This is a genomic window from Kitasatospora sp. NPDC093679 (assembly GCF_040683455.1).
Lineage (GTDB): Bacteria > Actinomycetota > Actinomycetes > Streptomycetales > Streptomycetaceae > Kitasatospora > Kitasatospora arboriphila.
In genome coordinates this window covers 138,911-164,952 of sequence record NZ_JBFBDW010000004.1, presented here as the reverse complement: position 1 = coordinate 164,952, position 26,042 = coordinate 138,911, and the positions used below count along the sequence as shown (strand labels likewise).

Sequence of the window (26,042 nt, the reverse complement as noted above, 5' to 3'; positions counted from 1 at the left end):
CCTTACACCTGCTCGGGTCGGGGTGCTGCGGTCTGCGGGGCCGCGGCCTGCGGGGATGCTGCCTGCGGGAGGGCGGTCTGCGGGGCGGCGCTCACGGTCATGAGGCGCATCAGGGACTCCTGGTCGGCGTCGGCACGGGCCACCTCGCCGGTGATCCGGCCCTCGGCCATGGTGTAGATCCGGTCGCACAGGCCCAGGAGTTCGGGGAGTTCGGAGGAGATCACCAGCACGGCCTTGCCCTGTGCGGCGAGGTCGGCGATCACCTGGTAGATCTCGGCCTTGGCGCCGATGTCGATGCCGCGGGTCGGCTCGTCGAGGATCAGCACCTCCGGCCCGGCGAAGATCCACTTGCTGAGGACGACCTTCTGCTGGTTGCCGCCGCTGAGCTTGCCGGTCTCGGCGAACACCGAGGGCGCCTTGATGTTCATCGACGCCCGGTAGGCCTCGGCGACCTTGGTCTCCTCGTGCCGGTTCACCCAACCCCGCCGGGCGACCTTGCCGAGCGCGCTCAGCGTGATGTTCCGGCTGATGTCGTCGATGAGGTTGAGGCCGAGGTGCTTGCGGTCCTCGGTGACGTACGCGATGCCGTGGCCGATCGCCTGCGGCACCGTCCGGGTGGAGACCTCCCGGCCGTGCACCAGCACCCTTCCGCCGGTGTACCGGCCGTAGGAGCGGCCGAAGACGCTCATCGCGAGTTCGGTGCGGCCGGCGCCCATCAGGCCGGCGATGCCGACGATCTCGCCGGCGCGGACGGTCAGCGAGGCGCCGTCGACGACGTTGCGGTGGTGGTCGATCGGGTGCTGGACGGTCCAGTCCTCGACGGCGAAGGCGACCTCGCCGATCGCGGGGGTGCGCTCGGGGTAGCGGTGCTCCAGGTCGCGGCCGACCATGCCGCGGATGATGCGGTCCTCGGCGATGCCGTCGGCGCCGACCGGGATGGTCTCGATGGTGCGGCCGTCGCGCAGCACGGTGACGGAGTCGGCGACCCGGGCGATCTCGTTGAGCTTGTGCGAGATGATGATGCAGGAGATGCCCTGGGCCTTGAGCTCCAGCATCAGGTCGAGCAGCTTGCGGCTGTCCTCGTCGTTCAGCGCCGCGGTGGGCTCGTCGAGGATGAGCAGCTTCACCTCCTTCGCGAGCGCCTTGGCGATCTCGACGAGCTGCTGCTTGCCGACGCCGATGTCGGCGATCCGGGTCTGCGGGTTCTCGTGCAGGCCGACCCGCTTGAGCAGGGCGGCGGCGTGGGTGAGCGTCCGGTGCCAGCTGATGATGCCGCGCGTGGCGTGCTCGTTGCCGAGGAAGATGTTCTCGGCGATCGACAGGTACGGCACCAGGGCGAGCTCCTGGTGGATGATCACGATGCCGCGCTGTTCGCTGGCCCGGATGTCCTTGAACCGGCAGGGCTCGCCCTCGAAGAGGATCTCGCCCTCGTAGCTGCCGTGCGGGTACACCCCGCTCAGCACCTTCATCAGGGTGGACTTGCCGGCGCCGTTCTCGCCGCAGATCGCGTGGATCTCCCCGGCGGCGACGCTGAGCTCGACGTCGGAGAGGGCTTTGACGCCGGGGAAGGTCTTGGTGATCGAACGCATCTCGAGGACAGGTCCGGCCATGGGGGTGCTTCCGTATCTCTGGGGGCGGCGGGGCGGGGGAGGTCCCGCCCCGCCGCCGGGTCGGCGGCCCGTGCGGGCCCGGGGCTACTTCAGCTGGTCGGCCGTGTACTGGCCGCCGTCGACGAGGACCTTGGCGTAGTTCTCCTTGTCGACGCTGACCGGCTGCAGCAGGTAGGCCGGGACGACCTTGGCGCCGTTGTCGTACTGGGTGGTGTCGTTGGTCTCCGGCTTGCCGCCGGTGAGCACCGCGTCGCCCATCTGGACGGCGACCTTGGCGAGTTCGCGGGTGTCCTTGTAGACGGTCTGGGTCTGCTCGCCCGCGATGATCGACTTCACCGAGGCCAGCTCGGCGTCCTGGCCGGTGACGATCGGCAGCGCCTTGCCGGCGCTGCCGTAGCCGACGCCCTTGAGCGAGGAGAGGATGCCGATCGAGATGCCGTCGTAGGGCGAGAGCACCGCGTCCACGTGGGCGCTCGTGTAGGACTTGCTCAGCAGGTTGTCCATCCGGGACTGCGCGACGCCGCCGTCCCAGCGCAGCGTGGCGACCTGGTTGAAGGCGGTCTGGCCGCTCTGCACGACGAGCTTCTTGCTGTCGACGTACGGCTTGAGGACGCTCATCGCGCCGTTGAAGAAGAACTGCGCGTTGTTGTCGTCGGGCGAGCCGGCGAACAGCTCGACGTTGAACGGGCCCTTGCCGTCCTTGAGGCCGAGCTTGTCGGCGATGTACGTGCCCTGCAGCACGCCGACCTTGAAGTTGTCGAAGGTGGCGTAGTAGTCGACGTTCTTGGTGCCGCGGATCAGCCGGTCGTAGGAGATCACCGGGATGTGGGCGTCGGCGGCCTTCTGCAGCACGTCGGTGAGCGAGGAGCCGTCGATCGCGGCGACGACCAGGAGCTTGGCGCCCTTGGTGATCATGTTCTCGATCTGGGACACCTGGTTCTCGACGACGTTGTCGCCGTACTGCAGGTCGGTCTTGTAGCCCTTGCCCTGGAACTCCTTGACCATGTTGTTGCCGTCGTTGATCCAGCGTTCGGAGGACTTGGTCGGCATGGCGATGCCGACCAGCCCGCCCTTGGCGCCGTCCTTCGACGCGCCGTTGCCGTCGCCGACGCCGTTGGCGCTCTGGCCGCAGGCCGCCAGCGACAGCGCGAGACCGGCCGCGGCGAGGGCCGTAGAGAGCTTCCGCACAGTTCCTCCAGGGGTGTGCCGCGACCGGGGCGGGCGGGGAGCGCCGGGTCGGTCGAGCGGTGGTTCGTGGGCAGGTGTCGAGCAGGGGGGTGGGCGCCAGGGGGCCGACCGGTCCGGTCAGGTTCCTGTCCGGGGCCCTGGCCTGGCGTTACCTGAGTGTTAACGCTCACAAGAAGCCCGTCAAGAGGGGCTGGAGTCACCATCGGGTCACGTGCGGGCATAGATATGGAAGCGCTGTGCAGGCTGCTTGACGGGCAGACTGTTAGCGCTAACAATTTGCCCGGGAGAGGCTGCCCGGACGCACGGGAGCCGCCCCCGCCGGTGGGCGGGGGCGGCTCTGCGGACCTGCGGTTCCGCTGCCTCGCGGTTCTGCGGACCTGCGGTCGTCAGCCGGTGAAGCCGGCCGTGATCGAGGTGAACTGCCAGTTGTTCTGGTTGATGCCGGAGCAGTTCTCGGCCACGCCGCCGCCGGCGCACGGCCGGTCGCGGTTGACCGACCAGAAGGCGAGGCGGGCGATGTGGTTGGTGTTGGCCCAGTCGCGGATGCTCGTCCAGGTCGCCGGCGTGGTGGTCTCCTGGTTGTCTGAGAGGCCGTTCATGCCGGAGATGCCGACGTGGGCGTAGGCGGTGGCGTCGTCCCAGCCGAAGGTCGACTTCAGCTTGGACTTCAGGCCGTTCGCCGCGCTGACGGTGCTGCCGTACATGTCGGCGCCGCCGCCGAAGTCGAACGGCATGATGGTGAAGACGTCGATGTCCGCGCCGAGCGCCTTCGCCTGCTCGATCAGCCGGTTGCCGTAGTAGGTCGGGCCGGTGGTCGCGGTGCCGAAGGTGAGGATCGTCCGCAGGCCCGGGTTGTTCTGCTTGACGATCTTCAGGGCGCCGAGGATGCGGTCCTGGACGACGGTGTTCTCGAACTCGTCGGTGTTCTCGATGTCGACGTCGATCGCCTTCAGCCCGTACGCGCTGATCACTTGCTGGTAGGCGGCGGCCAGGGCCTCGGGGGTGGCGCAGTTCGGGCCGAGCTTGTTGCCCTGCCAGCCGCCGATCGACGGGACGACGTCGCCGCCGGCCGCCCGGATCGCGTTGATCGTCTGCTGGTCGACACCGCCGGCGAGCGGACGCTGGCCGTCCCAGGACGGGTTGCAGCCGCCCGAGGAGAGGATGAACGCCATGGTGAACCACTTGATGCCGGTGGCGCTCATCACCGTGGTCGCGGACGGCGGCTCGCCCCAGCCCATGTAGAGGTAGGGCGCGGCCTGCTTGAAGCCGGTGCCGCCGCCCCCGCCGCCGGAGCCGGTCGTGGCCGAGACGGCGTTGGAGGCGGCCGAGGTGTTGCCCGCCGCGTCGCGCGCCTTGACGGTGAAGGTGTAGGAGGTGCTCGCGGCCAGGCCGCTCACGGTCGCCGAGGTGCCGGTGCTGCTGGCCACCACGTTCGAGCCGCTGTAGACGTCGTAGCCGGTCACGCCGACGTTGTCGGTGGAGGCGTTCCAGGACAGCGAGACGGTCGAGGAGGTCGTGCCGGTCGCGACGAGGCCGCCCGGCGCGGTCGGCGCCTGGGCGTCGCCGCCGCCCCCGCCGCCACCCGGGCCGTCCAGGCTGATGTCGTCGGCGTAGTAGGTGCCCTGGCCGTACCAGCCGTGGGTGAAGATCTGCGCGCTGGTCTGGCTCGCGCCGGTGGTGAAGGTCACCGACAGCTGCTGGTACGAGGCGGCGGACGGCGTCCAGGTGGAGGCGCCGCCGGTCACGCCCAGGTAGACGTAGTTGCCGCGGACCCAGCCGGACAGCGTGTACGTGGTGTTGGGCTGCACCGAGACGGTCTGGGTGCACTGCGCGGTGTCGCTCGCGCTCGCCGCGGCGGCGAGCGCCTTGCTGCCGGAGTGGACGGGGGAGCCCACCACCGAGCCGAGCCCGCCGGTGCAGGACCAGCCGCTGAGCGTGCCGCTCTCGAAGCCGGGATTGGTGAGCAGGTTGGCCGCCTGGGCCGTAGCGGGCAGGGCGACGGCCGCGGCCGAGCCCAGCGCGACGGCGCCGAGCGCCGCCACGAGGCGGTTGCGGGAACGCACAGGACCTCCAGTGGGGGATGGGGGTTGCGGCCGCAGGGGTGCGGGGGAGCCGTGCAGGCCGCGTGCATCGCCAAGATGGACTAGACCAATATCGGGTGTCAAGGGTCCGTCAACGTCCATCGGCGGAACCGCACTTGGCCCGGCCCGGCACCCTCCCAGGTGGGACCGCCCGGGACCGGTGGCCGAGCCCCCGCGCAGCCGCGGGAATATTCGCTGGCGCGGCCCCGCCGGCCGTGGCTACCGTGGTGCCGTTCGGGAGGGCCCGTCGAGGGCCGTCCCCCGTCGAGCCAGCCCTGCACACCCGGAGGTGAGGACCGTGATGACCGTCGCTGCGCTGGACGCTGCCCGCGTCCGTACGTCGTTCACTCCCACCCCCGTGGCCACCGGCTGACTTCCACGACTCCTTGACGCGCCGTCGGGCGCGCACCGCCGGGGCCACCCTCGCCGAAGGGCCCACCCCACCGTGACCAGCTCCACCTCCGCCGCCCTCCCGCTCTCCGCCCACGGCTGGAACGAGGACAGGGCGGCCGAGTTCGCCTTCCACGCCGAGGCGGGGCTCACCCCCGCCCTGATCTCCCGCGTCGACCGCGGCCGGTGCGACGTCCTGCTCGCCGACCCCGAGTCCGGCGAGCTGCGCACCGTCCGCGCCGATACCCGGCCGGTCGGCGACCCCGACCCGGTCAAGTGCCCCTGCACCGGGGACTGGGCCGCCGTCGACCTCGCCGCGCAGCCCCTGCCCACCGTTTCCGCCCTGCTGGGCCGGAGCACCGCGATCGTCCGCAAGACCGCGGGCGGCCGCTCCGACGGCCAGGTGCTCGCCGCCAACGTCGACACCGTCATGATCGCGGTCTCGCTCGCCGCCGACCCGGACCTCGGGCGGATCGAGCGCTTCCTCGCCCTGGCCTGGGAGAGCGGCGCCGTCCCGCTGGTCGTCCTCACCAAGGCCGACCTGGTCGACGACGCCGACTTCATCCGCGAGGACGTGGAGAAGATTGCCCCGGGCGCCGCCGTGCTCACCGTCAGTGCCGAGACGGGCGAGGGCATGGACGATCTGCGCGCCCACCTGTCCGGCGCGACCGCCCTGGTCGGCCAGTCCGGCGCGGGCAAGTCCACGCTCACCAACGCCCTCGCCGGCCGGCACGCGATGGCCGTCCAGGAGACCCGCTCGGTCGACGAGAAGGGCCGCCACACCACCACCACCCGGGAGCTGATCCCGCTGCCGGACGGCGGCGTGGTCATCGACACCCCCGGGCTGCGCGAGGTCGGCCTGTACGGCGGCGAGGGCGTCGACCTCGCCTTCGCCGACATCGCCGCGATCGCCGAGCGGTGCCGCTTCGACGACTGCAGCCACCGCTCCGAGCCGGGCTGCGCGGTCGCCGCCGCGCTGGAGGACGGCACGCTGCCGCAGCGCCGGATGGACAGCTACCTCAAGCTCCAGCGCGAGAACGAGTGGATCGCCTCGCGCAGCGACGCCCGGGTCGCCGCCGAGCGGGCCAGGAAGTGGAAGGCCGTCACCAAGTCGATGCGGGGCTCGTCGAGCCCCACCCGGCACGACCCGCGCCGCACCCGCTGAGCCGGAGGGCCGCCGGGCCCCGCCGGGCCCGGCGGCCGGACGCCCGCCCCGACCGGGGCGGGCGGACGTGCCCGTGCGGCTGCCGGAGCCCCCACAGCCCCCGGCAGCCGCACGGCGTTCTCGGCCGGCCCGTCAGGCCGGCAGGTCCCCCGTCCGGATCACCTCCGCGTACCAGCGCGCACTCTCCTTGGGGGTGCGCCGCTGGCTCGCGAAGTCCACGTGGACGATGCCGAACCGCTTGCTGTAGCCGAAAGCCCACTCGAAGTTGTCCAGCAGCGACCAGAGGAAGTAGCCCCGGACGGGCGCCCCGTCGGCGATCGCCCGGCGGACGGCGGCCAGGTGGCCGTGCAGGTAGGCGATCCGCTCCGGGTCGCGCACCGCACCCGTCGGGTCGCAGTAGTCCTCGTACGCGGCGCCGTTCTCCGTGACCAGCAGCGGCAGGCCCGGCAGGTCGTCGCGCAGCCGGGTGAGCAGCTCGTACAGGCCGTCGGCGTCCACCGGCCAGCCCATCGCGGTGCGGCTGCCCTCGGCGGGCAGGAAGCGCACGCCGCGGTCGGCCGGCCACGGCGAGAGGTCGCCGGCGTGGCCGTCCTGGCGGGCGGCCGGGTTCTGCGGGTCGTCCGCGGCGACCACGGTCGGGGTGTAGTAGTTGATCCCCAGCGAGTCGATCGGGCGGGAGATCTCCGCCAGGTCGCCGTCGTGGACGAAGGACCAGTCGGTGACCCCCGCGGTGTCCGCCAGCACGTCCGCCGGGTAGCGGCCGTGGAACACCGGGTCCAGGAAGATCCGGTTCGCCAGGCCGTCGATCCGCCGCGCCGCGTCCAGGTCGCCCGCGTCCTGCGTCAGCGGGCGGACGGCCGCCAGGTTCAGCGTCAGCGACACCTGGGCCGCCGCCGGCAGCGCCGAGCGCAGCGCCGCGGTGCCCAGGCCGTGCGCCAGCAGCAGGTGGTGGTGGGCCGTCAGGGCGGCCGCCGGGTCGGTGCGGCCCGGCGCGTGGATGCCGTTGCCGTACCCGAGGAACGCGCTGCACCACGGCTCGTTGAGCGTCGTCCAGGTGCCGATCCGGTCGCCGAGGCGCTCGGCCGCGACCTGCGCGTACTCGGCGAAGCGGTACGCGGTGTCGCGGTTCGTCCAGCCGCCCGAGTCCTCCAGCTCCTGCGGGAGGTCCCAGTGGTAGAGCGTCGCCACCGGGGCAACCCCGGCCTCGAGCAGCTCGTCGACCAGCCGGTCGTAGAAGGCCAGGCCGGCCTCGTTCGCCGGGCCGCGGCCGCCGGGCACGATCCGCGGCCAGGCCAGCGAGAAGCGGTACGCGCCGAGCCCGAGCGAGGCCATCAGGGCCACGTCCTCGCGGTACCGGTGGTAGTGGTCGGCGGCGATGTCGCCGGTGTCGCCGTTGCGGACCTTGCCCGGCGTGCGGCTGAAGGTGTCCCAGATGGACGGCGTGCGGCCGTCCTCGGCGGCGGCGCCCTCGATCTGGTACGCGGCGGTCGCCGCGCCCCAGACGAAGCCGGCCGGGAAACCGGTGCGGACGGGGGAGGGGAGGGCTTCGACGGACATGTCGCCTTCCGGGGAGAGTGGTTGGGGATGCACGGGGGCGGTGCGGGGGCGGCTCAGCCCTTGACGGCGCCCTGCATGATGCCGCCGACGATCTGCCGGCCCAGCAGCGCGAACACCAGCAGCACCGGGAGCGTGCCGAGCAGGGTGCCGGCCATCACGACCGACTGGTCCGGCACGTACCCCTGACCGAGCGACTTCAGTGCCACCTGCACCGTCGGGTTCTGCGAACTCAGCGCGACGATCGGCCAGAAGAAGTCGTTCCAGGTGGCCATGAAGGTCAGCATGCCGAGCACGGCCATGCCCGGACGGGCCACCGGCAGCACGATCGAGCGGAAGATCCGCAGCGCCGAGGCGCCGTCGACCCGGCCGGCCTCGATCAGCTCGTCCGGCAGCGCCTGGATCAGGAACTGCCGCATGAAGAACACGCCGAACGCCGAGACCAGCGAGGGCAGGATCACCGCCGGCAGCTTGTTCTGCAGGTCCATCTTCACGATCACCATGAACAGCGGGATCACGCCCAGCTGCGGCGGGATCATCATGGTGCCGACCGTGACGGCCAGCAGCAGCCCGCGGCCGCGGAAGCGCAGCTTGGCGAAGGCGAAGCCGGCCAGCGTCGAGGAGAGCACCACGCCGGCGGTCACCGCGGCGGACACCAGCAGCGAGTTCCACAGCGCGGTGCCGATCGCGGCCTGCTGCAGCGCCTCACCGAAGTTGTGGAACAGGTTCGGCCCCGGGGTGAGCGACGGAGTCGCCGCGCTCAGCTCGGAGTTGGTCCGGCTGGCCGCCACCACCGTCCAGTAGAACGGGAAGACGAACAGCAGCGTGGCCGTGCCCAGCACCGCGTACGCGAGCGGGCCGCCCTGCAGGGGGGAGCGCTTGGCGAGCATCATCTCGATCACCGGTCCGTACGGTTGCGCCGGGCGGCGATCGCCGCGTTGAGCAGGGCGAGTACCACGATCAGCAGGAACATCACCCACGCCACGGCCGCCGCGCGGCCCAGGTGGAAGAAGGTCCAGCCCTGCTCGTACATGTAGAGGCCGAGGGTCTGGTACTGGTGCGAGATGCCGCCGCCCGAGTTGCCCTCGTACAGCAGCGGTTCGCCGAACAGCTGGGTGGCGCCGATGGTGGACACCACCACGGTGAAGACGATCGTCGGACGCAGACCGGGGATCGTCACGTGGCGGAACTGCTGCCAGCGCGAGGCGCCGTCCATCGCCGCCGACTCGTACAGCTCGCCCGGGATCGCCTGCATGCCGGCCAGGTAGATCAGCGCGTTGTAGCCCGTCCACCGCCAGGTGACGATCGCGGACACGCCGAGCTGCGAGGCCCAGGTGCTCGCCTGCCAGTCCACCGGGGAGAGGCCGACCGAGGTGAGCAGCCAGTTGATCAGACCGTAGTCGCGGCCGAACAGCTGGGCGAAGACCAGGGTCGCCGCCGCCACCGAGGTCGCGTACGGCATCAGCATCGCGACCCGGAAGAACGTCCGCCCGCGCAGCTTGTAGTTGAGCAGGTGCGCCAGGCCGAGCGCCATCAGCAGCTGCGGCACGGTCGACAGCACGCCGATGGTGAAGGTGTTGCCCAGCGCGTTCCAGAAGAAGTGGTCCTCGAACAGCCGGGTGTAGTTCTGCAGGCCCAGCCAGTCCATCTGCTCCGAGGTCTGCAGCTCCACCCGGTGCAGCGACACGTACGCGGTGTACACCAGCGGGAACAGCCCGAAGGCGGCGAACAGGACGAAGAACGGCGCGACGAACCCGTACGGGGCGAGCCGCCCCGCCGCACGCGGGCCGGACCGGCGCGCCGCGGCGGCCGGTGCCGGCTGCCCGGGGCGCCGCCCGGCGGCCGGGGCCGGGGGAGAGGAGATGGCCATGGGGAGTCCTCGGACGGGGCCCCCGGCCGGACGGGCCGGGGGCCGGTGATCAGGCGGCTGTCACTGCCGGAGCATCAGTTGCCGTTGGCCTTCTTGACGTTGTCCAGCGCGTGCTGCCAGGCGGTGGCCGGAGCGGTGTTGGTGCGCTCCACCTCGCCCAGCGCGTCGGTGAACGCCTTGCCGATCACGCCGTCGTCCGTCCCCAGCACCTGGGCCGGCATCGCGGCCGCGGACTCGCTGAAGATCTGGCCGATCGGCGCGTTGTTGAAGTACGGGTCCTGGACCGACTTGATCTCGGCCTGCGCCGCCGTGCTCGACGGGAAGGAGCCCTGCTTGGTGAAGAGCTTCACCTGCTGCTCCTTGGCGGTCAGCCACTTGATCAGCTCGGCGGCCTCCTTCGGGTGCTTGGCCGTCCGCGGGATCGCCAGGTACGAGCCGCCCCAGTTGCCGGTCTTGCCCGGGCCCGCGGCGATGTCCCACTTGCCGGCGGACGCGTCGCCGGCCTGGCCCTTGATGTAGCCGATCATCCAGGCCGGGCAGCTCAGCGTGGCGAACTTGCCGGTGGAGAAGGCCTTGTTCCATTCCGGGGTCCACTGCGGCAGCTTGGCCGACAGACCGTCCGCGACCAGCTTGGTGGAGTCCTCCCACGCGGTCTTGACCGCCGGGCTGGTCTCGTACACCGGCTTGCCGCCCTCGTCGGAGTAGCGCACCTTCTGCTGGCCGACCTCGGCGGTGAACATGCCCGCCGCGCTGTCCGTCCAGGCGTTGCCGGGCTGCGCCTTGGCGGCGTACTGCTTGCCCAGCTCCAGGTAGCCCTGCCAGGTCGACCACTTGGCGGCCAGCTCGGTGCGGTCGGTGGGCAGGCCGGCCGCCTTGAACAGGTCGGTGCGGTAGCAGATCGCCTCCGGGCCGACGTCGGTGCCCGCGCCGAGCACCTTGCCGTCGGCGGTCTTGATCGCCGCGCCCTTCCACCCCACCAGGCCGTCGTTGACGTCGCCGATGCCGACGGTCTTGAGGTCGGTGAACTTGTCGGCCTGCTTCTGCACGACGCTCGCCACCCGGCCGACCTCCAGGCCCTGGACGTCGGCCACGCCGCCGCCGCCGGCCAGCTTGGTCTGCAGGGCCTGCCAGTACTGGGCCTCGTCCTGGGTGTCGGACTGCTTGATGGTGATGTTCGGGTGGGCCTTCATGTACTCGTCGTAGAGGCCGGTCTCCTTGAACCCGAAGGTGCCGAAGAGGTCGATCGTCAGCGTGACCTTGCCGTCGGCGGCGTCCTTCGATGCGGTGCCGCCGGAGGAACAGGCGGTGAGCAGCATGGTCGCCGCGAGGGCGGCGGTGCCGAGGGCGGCCGTACGGCGGGCTCTGAACGGGCGCATGGGGATGTCTCCTGACCGGACAGGGTGGGTGGCTGGAGTCTGCGAAGGGGAGCACTGACGAGCGAGCGCTCTCCGCGGGCCGCCGGCATGTCGATGCCCGGTGCCTCATTTCTGAGAGCGCTCTCAGCGATGCAAGGAGAGTGCCGGGATCGGCGGGTGGTCGTCAAGGGGTCGAAACCTGACCGTAACCTCGGAGCCCGGCCCTCCGCCCCGGCCCTACGGGCCTTTCCCGCCTTCGGTGCGGCCGTTCGGCGGATTCGGTTCAGCGCATTGACACTCCGTCGGATCCGGCCCTACCGTCCGATCGCTGAGAGCGCTTTCAGAACTCACCCTCACACTCACCCGTCCCCACCCCCACCCGAGGTGGACCCGATGAAGCTCAGATCCCTGCGCAGCCCGGCCGCGGCGGTCACCGCCCTCGCCCTGGCGGCCGCCGCCGCCCTCACCGCGACCGTCGCCGCCGGCAGTGCCGCCGCCGCGACCGTCCCGGTCGGCCTCGGCGGATACGCCGACACCCGCCCCGCCGGCACGGTCGGGCCGAGCAACTCCGACGGCGCCCCCGTCACCCCCAAGGTCACCGCCCGGGCGGCCGGCAAGGCCGCCCCCACCAACGACTGGTGGTCCTCGCTGATCTACCAGCGCTACGCGGGCAACCCGTACTCCGAGAACATGTACGCCCACCCGCTCACCTTCAAGGCGAACGCGAGCGGCCTGGAGGTGGGCTACCCCACCACGCCGACCATCACCTCCGACGGGCGCCAGTACGACTTCACCCACACCCGCGACCTCACCCTCGGCGTGGCCGGCCTCAACTCCCCGGACACCAAGGTCGACGGCTGGTCCGACTGGACGGTCACCCCCTACTGGGCAGACGGCGGCCACACCTTCAGCGCCACCGTCGGCCACGGCCTGCCGTACGTCTACGCGCACGCCACCGGCGGCGCCGCCCAGATCACCACCGCGGGCACCCCGACCGTCTTCTCCGACCAGGGCAACGTCCTCGGCATCACCGTCGGCGGCCACCACTACGGCCTCTTCGCCCCCACCGGCACCGACTGGACGGTCAGCGGCAGCACCCTCACCGCCGCCCTCGGCGGCAAGGACTACTACTCCGTCGCCGTGCTGCCCTCGCCGGCCGACCTCGCCCGGTACCGCACCTACGCGTACAACTTCGTCACCGACACCAAGGCCACCTGGACCTACCAGGAGGCCGCCGGCACGCTGAGCACCACCTACACCGCCACCACCACCGCGCAGGAGGGCACCGGGACGGGCACCCTGCTCGCCCTCTACCCGCACCAGTGGCAGGCCACCGCCGACCCGCTGACCTCCCACTCCTACACCTCGCCGCGCGGCACCATGAAGGTCCGCGAGGGCGCCTCGTTCACCACCGCGCAGGCCGTCACCGGCGTGCTGCCCTCACTGCCCGACCTCGGCGCCTACGACCGCACCGCGCTCGACACCATGGTCAAGGCCGAGGCGAACGCCGCCGACCCGTGGCAGGGCGCCACCGACACCTACTGGACGGGCAAGGCCCTCGGCCGGCTCGCCCAGCTCGTGCCCGTCGCCGACCAGCTCGGCGACACCGCCACCCGCGACAAGCTGATCGGACTGCTCAAGGGCAAGCTCGAAACCTGGTTCAAGGGCACCGGCTCGTCCGTCTTCGCCTACGACCCCACCTGGAAGACGCTGATCGGCTACCCCGCCTCCTACGGCACCGACGCCGAACTCAACGACCACCACTTCCACTACGGCTACTTCGTCCAGGCCGCCGCCACCGTCGCCCGCTACGACGCGGCCTGGGCCGCCGACTCCGCCTGGGGCGGCATGGTCAAGCTGCTCGCCAAGGACGCCGCCAACGCAGACCGCACCGACGGCCGCTTCCCGCTCCTGCGCAACTTCGACGTCTACGCGGGCCACGGCTGGGCCTCCGGCCACGCCGGCTTCGCCGCCGGCAACAACCAGGAGTCCTCCTCCGAGGGCCTCAACTTCAGCTCCGCGCTGATCCTCTACGGCTCCGCCACCGGCGACACCACCCTGCGCGACCTCGGCGTCTACCTGTACACCACCGAGGCCAACGCCGTTCAGCAGTACTGGTTCGACGCCGACCACAGCGTCTTCCCGAGCACCTTCGGCCACGCCACCGTCGGCATGGTCTGGGGCAGCGGCGCCGCCTACTCCACCTGGTGGACGGCCTCGCCCGGCATGATCCACGGCATCAACTTCCTGCCCCTCAACGGCGGATCGCTCTACCTCGGCCGCCGCCAGGACGACCTGCGCGCCAACCTCGCCGAACTCAAGGCCAACAACGGCGGCGCCTTCACCGACTGGCGGGACCTCCTCTGGGAGACGGAGGCCCTCGAAGACCCGGCCGCCGCCAAGGCCGACTGGGACGCCGGGAACGCCGGCTACACCCCGGAGGAGGGCGAGTCCAAGGCCCACACCTACCACTGGATCCACACCCTGGCCTCGCTCGGCACCCTCGACCCGGCGACCACCGCCGACACCCCGACCGCGGCGGTCTTCACCAGCGGCGGCACCCGCACCCACGTGGCGCACAACTACACCACCACCGCCCGCACCGTGCACTTCTCGGACGGCTACGCGCTGACCGTGCCCGCCCGTTCCACCGCCAGCGAGCGCGGCAGCCGGCAGGACGGCGGAACCGGCGGCGTCACCCCGTCGCCCACCCCGACCGGCTCGCCGACCGCGTCGCCCACGCCCACCCCGACCCCGACGCCCACCCCGACCGCGACGGCCACCACCGGCAACACCTTCTACCTGCAGCCCGGCGGCGCCCTGACCACCGCCTACGGCAGCGCGGCCGCCACCGACACGCTGCCCTCCGCGGGCGGCACCAACCACGACGGCACCCCGTACCAGGCCAAGGTCTACGAGATCCGCAACCTCAGCGGCACCGTGAAGCCCGGCGCGGCCACCGACTTCGACCTCTGGGTCGACGCCGGCAGCGCCGTCGGCCTCGGCCAGCAGGCCAGGATCTCCTACGACCTGACCGGCGACGGGACCTTCGAACGCGTCGAGACCTACCGGTACTTCGCCACCGACCCGGTCGCCGGCTGGGAGCGCTACTCCGGCACCGCGGCCGGACTCGCCTCCGCCACCGGCACCCTCGGCACCCTCGACCACGGAACCGTCCGCATCGAGGTCTGGTCCGCCATCGGCAGCGCCCCCGCCCAGCTGAGGGTCGGCGCCACCCAGACCCAGGGCAGCGCCTCCGTCCTGCGCATCCCGTTCAACTAGTCCCGGGCTCCAGGGGGCGTGGGAGTGGTTCCACGCGTCCCCGAGCCGACCGCCCGAACGCCCGCTCCCCGTCCGTCCCGCGCGCATCGCCGGGGCGGACGGGGAGCTCTTGCGCGTCCGGCCTACCGCCCGGCGGGCACCGGGTCGGGCGGGCCGGCTGCGCCGACGCAGGCCTCGTTGCCCTCGGGGTCGGCCAGCACCCAGAGGGCGGGGGCGGCTTCGTCGTTGACCAGGCGGCCGCCGGCCGCGAGCGCGGCGGCGACCCGGGCCTCGGCCAGGTCGTGGGGGACCCAGACGTCGACGTGCACCCGGTTGCGCTGCGGGCGGGGCTCCTCCATCTGCTGGAAGTAGAAGGGCGCTCCGCGGCGCCGCGGGTCGACCAGGTCCTCGGGGCTGCCCGCGCGCTCGCGGTAGCCGAGCAGGGCGCGCCAGAACGCCACCACCGAGGGGCCGGCCAGGGCGTCGACGGTCACCTGGACGGTCTGCACGGCCGACGGGTCCGCCGGCAGGTCCAGCTTGCGGGCCACCGCCGAGATCTGCCGGGCCAGTTCGACGTGCCGCGCGGTCAGTCCGTAGTAGTCCTCGGTGAGCGTGATCAGCCGTACCGTGACACCCTCGGGCCGCAGGTCGACGTCCGGGGCGTCACCGCCGAGGCCCGCCAACTCGCCGATCTCCTGGGCGAACCGGGCGCCGGCCGCGAACGACCCGGTGCGGAAGTAGGCGCAGGCGCCCTCGCCGAGCACCCGCCAGTCCTGCACGCCCTCGCTCTCGTGGAAGTGCCGGGGCCTGATCCGTTCGGTTCCGCTCGCGTCATCGGTCATGCGCGCCAACGTAGCAGGTCGTCGACCAACTACCTCCGGCCGCGGACTACTTCTGCTTGCGGACTACTTGACGCGGTCGACCAGCCGGAACCGCTGCAGGACGAGCGGGGTGGTGTCGTCGACGGTGTAGTGCGGGTCCTCCAGGACGGCCCGCAACTCCGGGCTGTGCCAGAAGTTCTCGTGGCCGGCCCGCCACTCGGCGACCGAGGTATAGCCCTCGCCCTCGGCCACGGCGTGCGCCAGCCCGACCTCGGCGAGCGGGGCGATCCGCACCTCGGTCAGCTCGATCACCGCGACCACCTGCCCGCCCGAGTCGACCACGGCCTCCCGGTACCCGGGGCCGGGGATGCTCTCGCCGAGCTTCTCGTACTCCGCGACCAAGCCGGTGGTGCTGGTCTTGGAGCCGTCCAGGATCGCCGCGACGAGTGCGTCGCGCAGCGGGCCGGGGAAGGCGAACTCGGCCCTGGGCAGGCCCTCGTGGCTGGCGTGGTCCATCCGGTCAGGCTAGTGCTCTGACCGGGATGGTTCGCCGGGTTGGTGTTGGGGGCGGTTGGATGTGCGGTGATGTCCGTGGGTCCGACCGTTGGGGGTGTGGTGGCGGAACCTGTCCGTGTACGCAGGTTGACCAACCAGGAGGGGCAGAAGCTGCAGCAGATCGTGCGGCGGGGCAGCACCAGTTCGGTGCGGTTCCGGCGTGCAATGATGCTGTTGGCCTCGGTCGGCGGGAATCGGGTTCCGGTGATCGCGCAGTTGGTGCAGGCCGACGAGGACACCGTTCGCGACGTGATTCACCGGTTCAACGAGATCGGCCTGGCCGCTCTGGACCCTCGGTGGACGGGAGGCCGTCCCCGCCTGCTCAGTACTGACGACGAGGACTTCGTCGTCCAGACGGCCACCACCCGCCCGACCAAGCTCGGCCAGCCCTTCACCCGCTGGTCGATCCGCAAACTCGCTGCCTACCTGCGGAAAGTCCACGGCCGCGTCATCCGGATCGGCCGCGAGGCGTTACGGTGCCTGCTCGCCCGCCGCGGCGTCACCTTCCAGCGGACCAAGACCTGGAAGGAATCACCCGACCCCGACCGTGACACCAAGCTCGACCGCATCGAGCACGTCCTGGACCGCTTCCCCGATCGGGTCTTCGCGTTCGACGAGTTCGGTCCGCTCGGCATCCGGCCCACGATGGGCTCGGGCTGGGCTCCCGCCGGCCATCCCGAGCGGCACCCCGCGACCTACCACCGCACCCACGGAGTCCGTTACTTCCACGGCTGCTACTCGGTCGGCGACGACAAGCTCTGGGGCGTGAACCGCCGCAAGAAAGGCGCCGCGAACACCCTGGCCGCGCTCAGGTCGATCCGCGCGGCCCGCCCGGATGGTGCCCCGATCTACGTCATCTTGGACAACCTGTCCGCCCACAAGGGCCAGACCATCCGGCGCTGGGCGAAGAAGAACCGCGTCGAGCTGTGCTTCACCCCGACCTACGCGTCCTGGGCGAATCCGATCGAAGCCCACTTCGGGCCGCTGCGGCAGTTCACCGTCGCCAACTCTCACCACCGCAACCACACCGTCCAGACCCGGGCCCTGCACGCCTACCTGCGATGGCGCAACACCAACGCCCGGCACCCCGACGTCCTTGCCGCCCAGCGACGCGAACGGGCCCGTATCCGCAGCGAGAAGGGCATCCGCTGGGGCGGCAGACCCGCTGCTGCCACGTGACAATGGCGCCGGCTCCGTCGCTGGGCTACTTGACCAGCCGGAAGCCGGGTTGGTCGACCCAGGCCCGCAGGAATTCCGCAGTGCCGAGCACCATCGGATACTCCTCGTCGGTGAGGCCCAGCACCCCTGGAAGCCCGGCGACCACCGCCTGCTGGCCTTCCAGAAGTTCGGCCTTGACCACCCCTCCGAGGACGTCGATGACTGCCGCGGTGAGCAGAGCAGTGGCCGTGTGGTCGATCCCACGGTTGCAGCTGGCGCTGACATTCACGGCATGAGTCGGCTTGAAGCCGAGGACTGCTTCCACCTCGGGCTCGTCCGCGTGCTCGGCCTCGAAGATGCTCTCGTCACCGACCCCAGGCCCCATCAGGTAGACCAGAAAGGGCCGACGACCGTCCACCTCCTGCGCATCGAGCACCGTCGCCGCATCAATGCCCAGCCGTTCCACGGGCACGTTGACGTCGAAGTATCCGAGGCGCCGCTGCTCGAAGTGGGTGGAGAGCTCTCGTATCAGCACACTGAACTCAGCCAGCGCAGCCGAGGAGACAGGCTCCGCCAATTCGATCACCAGGGTTGGACCAGCCATGCCGGGAGCCTAGCCCGCTACCTGGCTCGACACCGCTGAAATTCTCACTACCTCGAATCCGGTCGGCCGAGCATCGAGCCGCCAACCCGGCGAACCATCCCGGTCACGGCACTAGCCCGGCGGTCGGTCGTGGGCATCCGGATTCCGGCCGGGCCGCGCCCCGGGGCAGCCGCCGGGCAAGCGATTTCCGGTGCGGCGGGCCCCGCGGATGATGTCCACAGGTCAAGTGGGCCCTAAGAGACGCTTAAGGGACTGCGGAGATTTGTATCGTCGCAGGTCAGGGGATTGGCGTCGATGAGGGGTGGCATTGTCGGCGGGGGTGACCCGTCGGTAGCGTGTGGGCCCACCGGAGCCGCCCCGGTCGCGAAGAGAGCGCTCTCGCTCCTTCGGGTACGCGCGGTCTTTTCCCTGCCCCACCCCCACGTCCCCAGGAAGGGGTGTGCCTGTCATGGCCTCCCACCGCAAACGCCGCTGGTCGCTCGGCGGACTCGTGCTCACGCTCACCACGGCCCTCGTGGGCGCGGCACTGGTCTCCGCCAACGACGCCGTGGCCCCGCGGGCCGGCGCCGCGACCGCCGCACAGACCTGGTCCGACGAGTTCGACGGCCCGGCGGGCCGCGGCCCCGACGCCGCCAAGTGGACCCTGGAGACCGGTGGCGGCGGCTTCGGCAACCACGAGCTGGAGTACTACACCAACAGCACCTCCAACGCCTCGCTGGACGGCCAGGGCCACCTGGTCATCACCGCGAAGAAGAACACCGACCCCGGCCTCGGCTGCTGGTACGGGCAGTGCCAGTACACCTCGGCCCGGCTGAACACCGCCCGGACCTTCACCCAGGCGTACGGCAGGTTCGAGGCCCGGATCAAGATCCCGCGCGGCCAGGGCGTCTGGCCGGCCTTCTGGATGCTCGGCAACGACCTCGGTTCGGCGGGCTGGCCGAACAGCGGCGAGATCGACGTCATGGAGAACATCGGCCGCGAGCCGAACAGCGTGCACGGCACCATCCACGGCCCCGGCTACTCGGGTGCGGGCGGCCTCGGCGCCGCGTACAGCCTGCCCGGCGGCAAGGCCTTCGCCGACGACTTCCACGTCTTCTCCGTCGACTGGAGCCCCAACTCCATCGTCTGGTCGGTCGACGGGACCCCGTACGAGACCCGCACCCCGGCCGACACGCACGGCAACAAGTGGGTCTTCGACCACCCGTTCTTCGTCATCCTCAACCTGGCGGTCGGCGGCGACTGGCCGGGCAGCCCGGACGGCTCGACGGCCTTCCCGCAGACCATGGTCGTCGACTACGTGCGGGCCTCCACCTCCGGCGGCGGCCCGGCAGCGTCGGGCCCGATCCGCGGCATCGGCGGCATGTGCGCCGACGTGGCCGGCGGCTCCAGCGCCGACCGCACCCCGATCCAGCTGCACAACTGCACCGGCACCGCGGCCCAGCAGTGGACGGTCGGCAACGACGGCACCGTCCGCGCCCTCGGCAAGTGCCTCGACGTCGCGGGCGGTTCCACCGCGGCCGGCGCCGTCGTCCAGCTGTACACCTGCAACGGCACCAACGCCCAGAAGTGGACGTACACCGCCGCGCACGACCTGACCAACGTCGGTGCGGACAAGTGCCTGGACGCCAAGGACGGCTCCTCGGCCGACGGCACCCGGCTGCAGACCTGGACCTGCAACGGCACCACGGCCCAGAAGTGGACCGTCGGCTGACCCCCCGGCCCCGGCGGTTCCACCGCGGCGCCCCGCCCCCGGCTCCCTGCCGGGGCGCGGGGCGCCCGCCCGTGCGGGGGCGCCGACGGACCTCCCGGCGCCGCCTCCCCGGGTTCAGTAGCGTGGGGGTATGAGCATCGATCCCGCCACGTTCGCCCGCCTCCGCGAGATCGCGGACGAGCTGTCCGCGCTGCCGGCCAAGCCCCGGGTGGAGATCGGTCCGCAGGGCCTGGTCATGATGATGTCGCCCACGACACCGCACGGGTTCACCGCCATGAACCTCGCGCGGCAGATCATGGCGCAGACGCCCGACATGTACGCCCTGATGGACACGGACATGCAGGACGCCGTGCTCGGTCGCCTCCGTGTGCCGGACGTGATGGTCCTGCCCGAGGACCTGATCGAGGAGCAGCCCGAGGAGGCCGTCGACCCGAGGGCCGTGGCCCTGGTCATCGAGGTGGTTTCGCGCAGCAACCCGGAGAACGACTACCGGGACAAGATCGCGGACTACTCGGCCATGGGCATCCCGTTGTACCTGATCGTCGACCCCGGCCGCGGTACCGCCCAGGTGCTCGAGGAGCCCGACGGCACGACCTACCGCAAGATCCGGACGTTCGACTACGGCCAGGAGGTTCCCGTCGGGCGGTGGCTGATCGACACCGGCCGGTTCCCCCGCTACCGCTGAGGCCGGGCCGCCGCCGCGGTCGACGGCCTACGGCCGCCGTTCGGGGAGGGGGCGCAGGGCGGGCCAGCGGGCGAGCATGCCCTCGTGCATGGCGGTGGCGAGGCGCGCCAGGTCGCGGGAGGCGGGGGTGTCGGCGGTGAGGCGGCCGACCGTCCGCAGGCGGTGGGCGAGGCGCTGGCGGGCGGTGGCGGTGCCCCAGGCCCAGTCGCGGTGCGGGATCCGGGCCAGGTGGTCGGTGGTGCCGCGGTGGGCGCGCTGGACGAGTGCGTCGCCGCGCAGCAGCCACCCGGCGCAGGCGTCGGCGAGGTCGCCGTCCACCTCGGTGCCGGTGTCGGCGCGCCACTGGGCGCGGTAGGCGGCCTCGGCGGCGGCCAGCCGCTCCCGGGCGGGGGCGGTGGCGCACCAGCAGGTCGGGAACCCGATCCGCAGGTAGGCGAGTTCGACGACGCCGGGCCCGCGGGAGGCCTGCTCGAAGTCGACGAAGCGCAGGCCGTCCCCGGTGTGCAGGTCGTTGCCCGGGCACGGGTCCCCGTGCAGCAGGGCGCGGCCGGGCAGCCGGGCCAACCGGTCGACGATGCCGTCGAGTTCGGCGCGTGCCCCGGCCGGTACGACGACGCCGAGCGTCCTGGCCAGCCGGAGGAAGGCCGCCACGTCCTCGCCGGTGGGCCCGGACCAGGCGGGCAGGCCGTCGGCGCCGCCGGGGCCGGCCGCGGCGTGCAGCCGGGCCAGGGCGGCCGCGTAGTCGATCACCCAGTCGGCGCGGGGCGTGCCGTCGGCGAGGTGTTCCAGGACGATCACCCGGGCCGCCGGGTCCGCTCCGAGGAGCTTCGGGGCGACCGGCGGGTCGGTGCGGGCGGCGAGGCGGAGGGCGGTCGTCTCGCGGGCGTACCGGTCGTCGGCGCCGGGCCCGTCGCGGAGCTGTTTGACGACCACGGGGGTGCCGGCGAGTTCGGCCCGCCACACCCGGGAGCGGGGGCTGCTGCCCAGCCGGCGGGCTCCACGGGGCGTGCCGAGTTCGGCCCTCAGCCGCTCCCCGAAGGGCAGTCGTGACCACATGGCGCCATCATCGCACGGGTACGAACCTTCTCGGCGGATAATTTGACGTGCGATCAGATCATGGGCATGGTGGGGGATTCGCAGGGAAGGCTGCTGACGACGAGTCTGATATGGCTTTCCCGTGGCGCGATGCGCACGGCCGCCGTTCGGTTCCGCATCCGCAGCGATCATCCCTGTGACGTTCGACACGGCCTTATGTGCGTCTGCGCCCGATTGGCCCGCGAATGACCGTGCCTGTGGCGCCCACCGTGTCGTTCGATCCCGAGGCCTGCCGCTCTTCGCCTTTGACGGTCCGTTCGCCGGTGTCCGAAGCTACCCAGTCGAATCGTAGATCTTGGGGGGCAACACGGATGAGCCTGGTTGTGGGCGACCACAGCCGGTGGGGGCGGACCGCGGCACGAAGAGTGCTCGTGGTGTGTCTTGCCGCCGGTCTGATCGCGAGCACGGGGGCGGTGACGGCCGGTCGGGCCGTCGCGGCGGACTCCGGAAACAGTGCGAAGGACACGGGAGCCACGGCTCCGGCCGAGACCCCGGAGACCCTGGCGGTCGCCGAGGCGAAGCGGACCGGCAAACCGGTGGACGTCCCCGCGCTGCGCACCGAGCTGAGCGACGTGGTCGCACAGCCCGACGGTCGGCTGAAGGCCACGGTCTTCACCCAGCCGCAGCGCGTACGGCAGGGCGGCCGCTGGGCGGACATCGACGCCACCCTGCAGGTGGCCGCGGACGGAAGCGTCGCCCCCCGGGCGGTCACCGCGGACGTGAGGTTCTCCGGCGGCGGCAGCCAGCCGCTGGTGCGGATCGCCCGCGCGGGCAAGGAACTGAGGCTGACCTGGCCCGAGCGGCTGCCGAGGCCGGTGGTGTCCGACGACACCGCCGAGTACCGGTCGATCCTCCCCGACGTGGACCTGCGGCTCACCGCCACCAGGACGGGCTTCACGCAGGTCATCGTGGTGCACACGGCACAGGCCGCGAAGAACCCGAAGCTGGACGTGCTGCGCCTCGGCATGAAGGGCGACGGCCTGGTCGTCAAGGAGGCTGCCGACGGGTCGCTCACGGCCGTCGACAAGGCCGGCGGCGGCACCGTCTTCGAGGCGCCCGCGCCGGTGATGTGGGACTCCGGCCGGACCGCCCCCGCCGCCCAGGCGTCACCGACGACCGCCCCCACCGCGGGGAAGTCGGCGAAGAGCGCGCCCGCTGCGGAGAGCTCGGCGAAGAGCACACCTGCCGCGGACGTCCCGGAGGGCGCGGCTGCCGGTACGCCGGCGAAGAGCGAAGCGGCCGCACCGTCGGGCGCCGTCCAGGCGCCGCTGCCCGGAGCCAAGCTCGCCAAGCTCGCCGTCGACTTCCCGGCGGCCCAGGACGCGCTGGTCCTCACCCCCGACCGGCGGATGCTGGACGCCCCGGACACGGTCTTCCCCGTCATGATCGACCCGGCCTGGAACACCCCGCAGGCCGCCGACTGGGCCGGCGTCTCCCGCACCTTCCCCGACCAGGCCTACTGGCACTACACCTACACCTCGACCCCGGTCAACGACTTCGGCGTGGGCTACTGCGGCGACACCAGCCGCTGCGCGCCGCTGGACGTCAAGCGGATCTTCTTCCAGGTGCCCACGGCCCAGTTCGTCGGCAAGCAGATCCTCACCGCGACCTTCGGAGCCTGGGAGAACCATTCCTACTCGTGCACGAAGAAGCCGGTCGAGCTGTGGGGCACCGGCTACATCTCCAAGAGCACCACGTGGAACTCGCAGAACGCGGCCAACTTCTGGAGCCGCAAGCTGCAGGCCGTGGACGCCGCGAACGGCTACAACGGCTGCGGCGACGGAGCGTGGGTCGAATTCGGATCCGGTGCGGCGAACCCCTCCGACGCGGTGAAGAACCTGGTGCAGGACGGTGCGAACTGGAACTGGCCGACCACCACGTTCGGGCTCAGGGCGACCAACGAGAGCGACACCTACGCCTGGAAGCGTTTCACCTCCGCCTACCTCCAGGTCTACTACAACGTCCCGCCGCGCCAGTCGGCCATGTCGGACCTGACCATGTCGCCCGGCGGCAGCTGCCTCTCGACGATCACCAGCGTCAACAAGTGGCCGCAGATCGCCGCGAAGGCCACTGACCCGGACGGCGACGCCATCGGCGTCCAGTTCGCCGTGGACTGGAGCGACGGCACCACCTACAAGCGACGCTGGTGGTCGACCGGGGACGAGGCCACACCGCCTGCCTCCAACACCTTCAAGGCCTCCGGATCGGTCTTCTCGCTCCAGCTCCCGAGCTTCACCACCTCCGCCAGCGGAAACTACGGCTGGGAGATGCGCGCCTGGGACGGCGCCCAGTGGGGACCGTGGTCGTCGAACGGCGACCCGACCTCGTGCCTCTTCAACGTCGACACCGCGATCCCGAGCGGCCCGACCGTGACCTCGGCCTCCTACCCGGTCTCCACCGACGTCACGGCACCGCTCCCGTGGACCGACGGTGTCGGCCGCTACGGGGCGTTCACGCTGAAGGCCGCCACCACGAACATCGTCGCCTACCAGTGGGGCCTGGACGCCCCGGCCTCCGCCGACCATCAGATCGCCACGACCAGCGGCGCCGCCCAGACCGTCAACGTGCTGCCCGAGACACCCGGTCCACACACGCTGACGGTGAAGTCGATCAACGCGGCCGGCACGGCGTCCCAGCCCGAGACGTACTACTTCAACGTCCGCAACGGGCAGGGCCGGCGCACCGGCTGGGCCATGGACGAGACCGGCGGCGCCGCCTCCCTCGCCGCGACCGGGTTCCGGTCCGACGCGACGCTGGGGAGCAGCGCGGTGGCCGGATCGCCCGGCCACCTGGGCCAGGCCGTCACCCTGAACGACAACGCCGCGACCGGCTACGCGGAGACGACCGCCGCGGTGCTGGACACCTCCAAGAGCTTCACGGTGTCCGCGTGGGTCCGCTACGACGGAGGCCAGGGGCACTACTCGGCCAGTGCCGTGAGCCAGAACGGGCCCAACTACTACGCCTACACGCTCGGCGTGGAGAACGTCGGCGGCGCGAGCCACTGGAGCTTCAAGATCCAGACCAAGCCCGGCGACCAGGACGCCACGACGGTGGTCGCCGCCTCACCCGGTGTCGCCGCCGTCGGGCAGTGGACCCACCTGACGGGCACGTACAACCAGACCGGCGGGTTCATCCAGCTGTCCGTCAACGGGCAGTGGGCGGCGTCGTCCGGCGTCGCCTCCGGATGGGACGGCCACGGCCCCATGGAGATCGGCCGCACCCGTTGGAACGGCCAGTGGGTCGATCCGTGGGCCGGCGCGGTCGACGAGATCAGGCTGTGGGACCGGTCGCTCGACGCCGGTGAGATCACCAAGATCGCCGCCGATCAGGGCCTGGCCACCGGAAGGCCCGCCAAGGCGGTGTTCCACCTCGACGAGGCCTCCGGCGCCACCCAGGTGAGCGGCGCCGCCGAGGTCGACGCGCTCGCCCTGTCCGGCGACGCCGGAACGGGTGCTGCGGGCATCGCGGGCAACGCCGTCCACTTCAACGGGGCGACCGGCTACGGCAAGACCGATCGGCCGCAGATCGACGGCACCCGCAGCTTCACGGTCTCCGCGTGGGTCAAGTCCCCGAAGATGGCGGACACCGACACGAACGTGCGGATGGCCCTCTCCCAGAGCGGTGTCCACAGCGACGAGTTCATCCTCTACTACTCCGGCTACTGGAAGCGGTGGATCTTCGGCCGCTACAAGGAGGACTCCGACACCGACACGCTCGTCCGGACGATGCAGGCGGACTGCACCCCGGGAAGCACGGTCAACGGCGTGCCGTGCTTCAGCGGCCTGGACAACCAGTGGACCCACCTGGTGGGCGTGTCCGACGCCACGGCCAAGAAGCTGCGGCTGTACATCAACGGCTACCTGGTCGGCGAGTCCGACTACACCCAGACCACGCCCTGGCCGACTCCCGGCGCCCTGAGGGTCGGCGCGGTCCAGCACAACGGTGTGTACAGCCAGTTCTTCAACGGCGACATCGACGACGTCCACGTCTTCGACCGGGTCGTCACCAAACCGGAGATCGCCGACCTGGTGATCGCCAAGCCGCAGCTCGCGGGTCGCTGGAAGCTCAACACCACCACGGGGAACCCGCTCGCCACACCGGACGAGTCGCCGGCGGCGGCACACGCGCTGATCGCTGCCAGCGGGGCCACCACCGCCCCCGACACCGGCCTCCTCATGGACGGCGTCCTCAACCTCGACGGCGTCGCGGGGTACGCGGAGAGCACCACGACCCCGCTGCACACCGACCGCAGCTTCACGCTCGCCGCGTGGGCCAACACGGCAGGCCTGCCCACCCGTGACATGGCGGTCCTCTCGGCGCCCGGCACCACGGGTGCGGCGGTCACGCTGAGCTGGCACTACGTCAAGACCGACCCGGACACCCAGCAGGTGGTCGGCGAGTGGCGCGCGGCGGTCGCGGACAAGGACGCAGCCACCGCCACCGTCACCGTCGTCTCGAACAGCCCGAGCCCGATCTACGAGAACTGGACCCACCTGGCGGTCGTCTACGACGGCCTCTCCGGCCGGCTCTCGCTGTTCGTCAACGGGGAGTCGGACCGGACCGGTTGCACCGGCAGTGACCTGAACTGCCTCGGCCGCAGCACCGCCCTGCTGCCGGGACGTCCGTTCGACTCCGCCGCTCCGGCCGCCGGAACGTCCCGCGTCGACTTCGGCCGTACGAAGGCGGCCGGGGCCTGGCGCGACCAGTTCTCCGGACAGCTGGACGACGTCTGGGCCTACCAGGGCGTCCTGACCCAGGACCAGATCACGCGGCTGGCCGACTACGGCACCGTGATCGACACCACGACCGGTCCTTGATCCGGCGCCGCTGACAGGCCGGGCAGCGCAATGCTGCCCGGCCTGTCCCTTTCGACTTCCGCCGCCTGCGTGCGCGCGGACCCGCGGCGCCGGTGCGGCGCCGCCCACCACCGCTCTCGGCG

General features: G+C 71.6%; 17 protein-coding genes. 6 read left to right on the top strand and 11 right to left on the bottom strand.

Annotation, left to right across the window (positions count from 1 at the left end; translation table 11 throughout):
- Nucleotides 1-2 precede the first annotated feature (2 nt).
- The 3 genes from mmsA to AB0O09_RS05580 all read right to left on the bottom strand — a co-directional run bounded on the left by mmsA (nt 3) and on the right by AB0O09_RS05580 (nt 4,861).
- The gene (mmsA, locus tag AB0O09_RS05590) at nt 3-1,610 is read right to left on the bottom strand and encodes a multiple monosaccharide ABC transporter ATP-binding protein (RefSeq protein ID WP_363540336.1); all 1,608 of its coding nucleotides are present in this window, start codon (nt 1,608-1,610) and stop codon (nt 3-5) included.
- A gap of 84 nt (nt 1,611-1,694) precedes the next feature.
- Nucleotides 1,695-2,798, bottom strand: coding sequence for a multiple monosaccharide ABC transporter substrate-binding protein (gene chvE / locus AB0O09_RS05585; protein ID WP_363540335.1), 1,104 nt, complete (start codon nt 2,796-2,798; stop codon nt 1,695-1,697).
- Between the two features lie 386 nt (nt 2,799-3,184).
- Nucleotides 3,185-4,861: a carbohydrate binding domain-containing protein gene (locus AB0O09_RS05580; RefSeq protein WP_363540334.1), complete on the bottom strand. Its 1,677-nt coding sequence runs from the start codon at nt 4,859-4,861 to the stop codon at nt 3,185-3,187.
- Nucleotides 4,862-5,324: 463 nt separating this feature from the next.
- On the opposite strand from AB0O09_RS05580, the gene rsgA reads away from it, so the two are divergent.
- Nucleotides 5,325-6,434 (top strand): ribosome small subunit-dependent GTPase A, encoded by a 1,110-nt coding sequence (rsgA, locus tag AB0O09_RS05575; RefSeq protein ID WP_363540333.1) that lies wholly within the window; start codon nt 5,325-5,327, stop codon nt 6,432-6,434.
- Nucleotides 6,435-6,566: 132 nt separating this feature from the next.
- Here the strand turns inward: rsgA and AB0O09_RS05570 are convergent, their stop codons facing one another.
- The 4 genes from AB0O09_RS05570 to AB0O09_RS05555 all read right to left on the bottom strand — a co-directional run bounded on the left by AB0O09_RS05570 (nt 6,567) and on the right by AB0O09_RS05555 (nt 11,174).
- A complete protein-coding gene (locus AB0O09_RS05570; RefSeq protein WP_363540332.1) occupies nt 6,567-7,991 on the bottom strand; it encodes a GH1 family beta-glucosidase in 1,425 nt (474 codons plus the stop codon).
- Nucleotides 7,992-8,044: 53 nt separating this feature from the next.
- Entirely contained in the window at nt 8,045-8,881 is an 837-nt protein-coding gene (locus tag AB0O09_RS05565; protein ID WP_344624533.1) for a carbohydrate ABC transporter permease, read from the bottom strand.
- A 5-nt stretch (nt 8,882-8,886) separates the two neighbouring features.
- The gene (locus tag AB0O09_RS05560) at nt 8,887-9,858 is read right to left on the bottom strand and encodes a sugar ABC transporter permease (RefSeq protein ID WP_363540331.1); all 972 of its coding nucleotides are present in this window, start codon (nt 9,856-9,858) and stop codon (nt 8,887-8,889) included.
- 74 nt (nt 9,859-9,932) lie between these two features.
- Nucleotides 9,933-11,174: an extracellular solute-binding protein gene (locus tag AB0O09_RS05555; protein WP_363540416.1), complete on the bottom strand. Its 1,242-nt coding sequence runs from the start codon at nt 11,172-11,174 to the stop codon at nt 9,933-9,935.
- A 432-nt stretch (nt 11,175-11,606) separates the two neighbouring features.
- Here AB0O09_RS05555 and AB0O09_RS05550 point away from each other — a divergent pair, with 432 nt between their 5' ends.
- A complete protein-coding gene (locus AB0O09_RS05550; protein WP_363540330.1) occupies nt 11,607-14,495 on the top strand; it encodes a glycosyl hydrolase in 2,889 nt (962 codons plus the stop codon).
- Between the two features lie 122 nt (nt 14,496-14,617).
- Here AB0O09_RS05550 and AB0O09_RS05545 read toward each other — a convergent pair whose 3' ends face one another.
- The gene (locus AB0O09_RS05545) at nt 14,618-15,316 is read right to left on the bottom strand and encodes a VOC family protein (protein WP_363540329.1); all 699 of its coding nucleotides are present in this window, start codon (nt 15,314-15,316) and stop codon (nt 14,618-14,620) included.
- A gap of 63 nt (nt 15,317-15,379) precedes the next feature.
- On the bottom strand, nt 15,380-15,811 hold the full coding sequence (locus AB0O09_RS05540; RefSeq protein WP_363540328.1) for an ASCH domain-containing protein: 432 nt from the start codon (nt 15,809-15,811) through the stop codon (nt 15,380-15,382).
- A 99-nt stretch (nt 15,812-15,910) separates the two neighbouring features.
- On the opposite strand from AB0O09_RS05540, the gene AB0O09_RS05535 reads away from it, so the two are divergent.
- A complete protein-coding gene (locus AB0O09_RS05535; protein WP_363540415.1) occupies nt 15,911-17,029 on the top strand; it encodes an IS630 family transposase in 1,119 nt (372 codons plus the stop codon).
- Between the two features lie 25 nt (nt 17,030-17,054).
- On the opposite strand, the gene AB0O09_RS05530 is transcribed toward AB0O09_RS05535, so the two are convergent.
- Nucleotides 17,055-17,612 carry a DUF6368 family protein gene (locus AB0O09_RS05530; RefSeq protein WP_363540327.1) on the bottom strand — a complete coding sequence of 186 codons (558 nt, stop codon included), beginning with the start codon at nt 17,610-17,612 and terminating at the stop codon, nt 17,055-17,057.
- 448 nt (nt 17,613-18,060) lie between these two features.
- On the opposite strand from AB0O09_RS05530, the gene AB0O09_RS05525 reads away from it, so the two are divergent.
- Both AB0O09_RS05525 and AB0O09_RS05520 read left to right on the top strand, forming a co-directional pair.
- Complete coding sequence (locus tag AB0O09_RS05525) at nt 18,061-19,323, top strand: family 16 glycosylhydrolase (protein WP_363540326.1); 1,263 nt, start codon at nt 18,061-18,063, stop codon at nt 19,321-19,323.
- Nucleotides 19,324-19,453: 130 nt separating this feature from the next.
- Entirely contained in the window at nt 19,454-20,008 is a 555-nt protein-coding gene (locus tag AB0O09_RS05520) for a Uma2 family endonuclease (protein ID WP_363540325.1), read from the top strand.
- 27 nt (nt 20,009-20,035) lie between these two features.
- Here the strand turns inward: AB0O09_RS05520 and AB0O09_RS05515 are convergent, their stop codons facing one another.
- Nucleotides 20,036-21,064 carry an aminoglycoside phosphotransferase family protein gene (locus AB0O09_RS05515; RefSeq protein WP_363540324.1) on the bottom strand — a complete coding sequence of 343 codons (1,029 nt, stop codon included), beginning with the start codon at nt 21,062-21,064 and terminating at the stop codon, nt 20,036-20,038.
- Between the two features lie 410 nt (nt 21,065-21,474).
- Between AB0O09_RS05515 and AB0O09_RS05510 the strand changes: the two genes are divergently transcribed.
- Nucleotides 21,475-25,920, top strand: coding sequence for a LamG-like jellyroll fold domain-containing protein (locus AB0O09_RS05510; protein ID WP_363540323.1), 4,446 nt, complete (start codon nt 21,475-21,477; stop codon nt 25,918-25,920).
- Nucleotides 25,921-26,042: the final 122 nt, after the last annotated feature.